The sequence below is a fragment of the Mesorhizobium sp. M7A.F.Ca.US.014.04.1.1 genome (assembly GCF_003998745.1).
Classification (GTDB): domain Bacteria; phylum Pseudomonadota; class Alphaproteobacteria; order Rhizobiales; family Rhizobiaceae; genus Mesorhizobium; species Mesorhizobium ciceri.
This window is the reverse complement of the sequence record NZ_RZRW01000786.1, coordinates 1-2,105: the sequence shown is the minus strand read 5'-3', so window position 1 is coordinate 2,105 and position 2,105 is coordinate 1. Positions and strand designations below refer to the sequence as shown.

Here is a 2,105-nt window from a genome sequence, read left to right as displayed (position 1 = left end):
AGCTATGAGAGCATCCGTGAATGGCTGCATGGCGAGGACCTCATCGCCAGGGATGTCGAGTTTGGCCAAGGCGCGCCGTTCGGCGGCAGCGAATGGCGGCTGGCCGATTTGCGCGGCGGCAAGGCCGGCCGCTTGCCCGAGCATGCCTTGGCCGTCATCGCCACCTTCGCCGTCACGGTCGGCGATCCCGATCTGCAAAAGCAGTGGCTGGGCTGCAAGGTGATGCTGACCGACGCCGCCGGCCGCCGCTGGCTGCCCGACTTCATCTCCGGCGTCAGCCTGCCGGACGGCGTGATGAACTGCACCTCGGCGATCTTCTCCGGCGCCAAAAAGGGCGAAATCATCAGCGTCGGCGAGACCTTCATCGTGCCCGAGGATGCCATCGAGACCATCCGCCCAGCCATTGGCCTGGGCAGCGAGCGCCCCTGGTTCCTGCGTTTTCAGCGGCCGCCGAAGTGACAGCATCCTTCTCCCCGTAAAGAAAGCTCATTTCCCCGCCCGCTTCGCCATCGAAAACGCCGTCTCCAGCACGGCGGCGAGAAAGCATATGCGCAGCGGCTCGATCAGGATGCCGGTGGAGGAATCCTGGAACGGGCTGCCGAAGAGCAGCGTCACGGCATGCGAAAAAATCTGCCAGATATCGAGCTCGTGTGGACCGATCAGCCGCGTCGCGCCGAGCCACAGCCAGGCCGCGCCCCAGTCGAGCAACCGGTAGCCGACCACCAGCGTGCACAACAGCACCAGGCTGGCGCTGACCGTCAGCCGCACGCCGTTGGCGATCGGCAGATAGCGCGAGCGGTAGCCGGCGATGAAATGCTCGACGAAATCGCGCAGGAATTTCGGCAGGCCGGCATAGCGCCGGCCGGCACGCTCCAGCCGGCCATGCACGCGCATCAGGGCAGCATCGTCGCGCACATCATAGCCGTAGATCAGCGCCGCCATCACCAGCCAGATCAGCGGCAGGAGCATGAAGAAGAACAGGTTGATCGCAGCCGTCGACGGCGCGATCGAGGAGATCTCGACCGGCACCATGGGTGCGGCCGAGGCCATCGGCACCGGGTTTGCCAGCCCGTCCACCGATGCCTGCAGGGCCGACCAGAAATTGCGGCTCATCAGCCATTGCAGGGCCGAATCCTTCCATCGGCTGATCACGTAGAGACCGACGAAGATCCAGTTGGTCTCGCAGATCACCACCACGATCTGCCAGAACGACTCCGCACCTGTCTTAGCCTGCATGAATTTGGCCAGCCGGCGGATCAGCCAGGACACCGCCACGGAGACCAGCAGCCAGCGCGAGTCGAGCACGTCGAGCACATCAGCGCTCTGGCCGAAATCGGCCTGGTCGAGTGTTTCGCGCGAATACTGCCGCACGACGTCGCCCAGAAATCCCCAGGCGGCATAATAGGCGAAGAACGGCAGAAGCGCGATGGTGATCATCCGCACCAGCCGCGAGCCGCGCCGGTCAGCCTCGGCACCCGGCTTCGTTTGCGTCTCGGTGGTTGCGGCCTTGTCGGCGCCGCGCTGCGCGGCCACCACATGCGGCAGGCCGGGGCGCAGCACGTGGAACATTGCCACCGTCACCACCAGCTGCGCCAGCGCCACCAGCGTCAGCATCGCCAACCCGGCGAAGTGATTGGCCAGCGCCACCTTCGCCGCCAGCAGCATGAGGAGATCGCCGACCATCACGCCGGCCAGCACGAGTGCCATGAGCTGCGGCCAGAACCGCCGCAGCAGCGAAAAACCTAGGGTGATCGGTCTGATGATATCGGCAAACATGAGGTTCTCTCACGATGCCACCCGCCAAAACCTTTCTAGCAAAGCATGATTGTTTTGCAAGGAATGGGGCTCCCCTTCTCCAACAGAGGGAGAAGGGAGAACCGTCCCCCTCACCTTCTTACCCTCGACTTCAGCCACCGATCAAACGCCACCGCCAGGATCAGGATGAGCCCGATGACGATGCTTTGCGTGTAGGACGAGACGTTGTTGAACTGCAGCCCGTTCTGCAGCACGCCGATCAGCGCCGCGCCCACCACCGTGCCGCCGACCGAGCCGATGCCGCCGAACAGCGAGGTGCCGCCGATGACGACGGCCGAAATGACGGCCAG

At 64.5% G+C, this 2,105-nt stretch carries 2 protein-coding genes and 1 pseudogene; 1 reads left to right on the top strand and 2 read right to left on the bottom strand.

Translation table 11 applies throughout. The annotated features are described in order from the left end of the window. Nucleotides 1-459, top strand: a 459-nt coding sequence (locus EOA22_RS31460) for a hypothetical protein (protein WP_127390500.1), incomplete at its 5' end; no start/stop codon positions are given. A gap of 27 nt (nt 460-486) precedes the next feature. Here EOA22_RS31460 and EOA22_RS31455 read toward each other — a convergent pair. Next, the gene (locus EOA22_RS31455) at nt 487-1,776 is read right to left on the bottom strand and encodes a hypothetical protein (RefSeq protein WP_063168644.1); all 1,290 of its coding nucleotides are present in this window, start codon (nt 1,774-1,776) and stop codon (nt 487-489) included. A gap of 110 nt (nt 1,777-1,886) precedes the next feature. Further along, nucleotides 1,887-2,105, bottom strand: a pseudogene (locus EOA22_RS31450) (ABC transporter permease); the annotation flags it as partial.

Coding starts and splice junctions, on each gene's coding strand:
- EOA22_RS31455 (WP_063168644.1), bottom strand. CDS start 1,776: ATGTTTGCCGATATCATCAGACCGATCACCCTAGGTTTTTCGCTGCTG.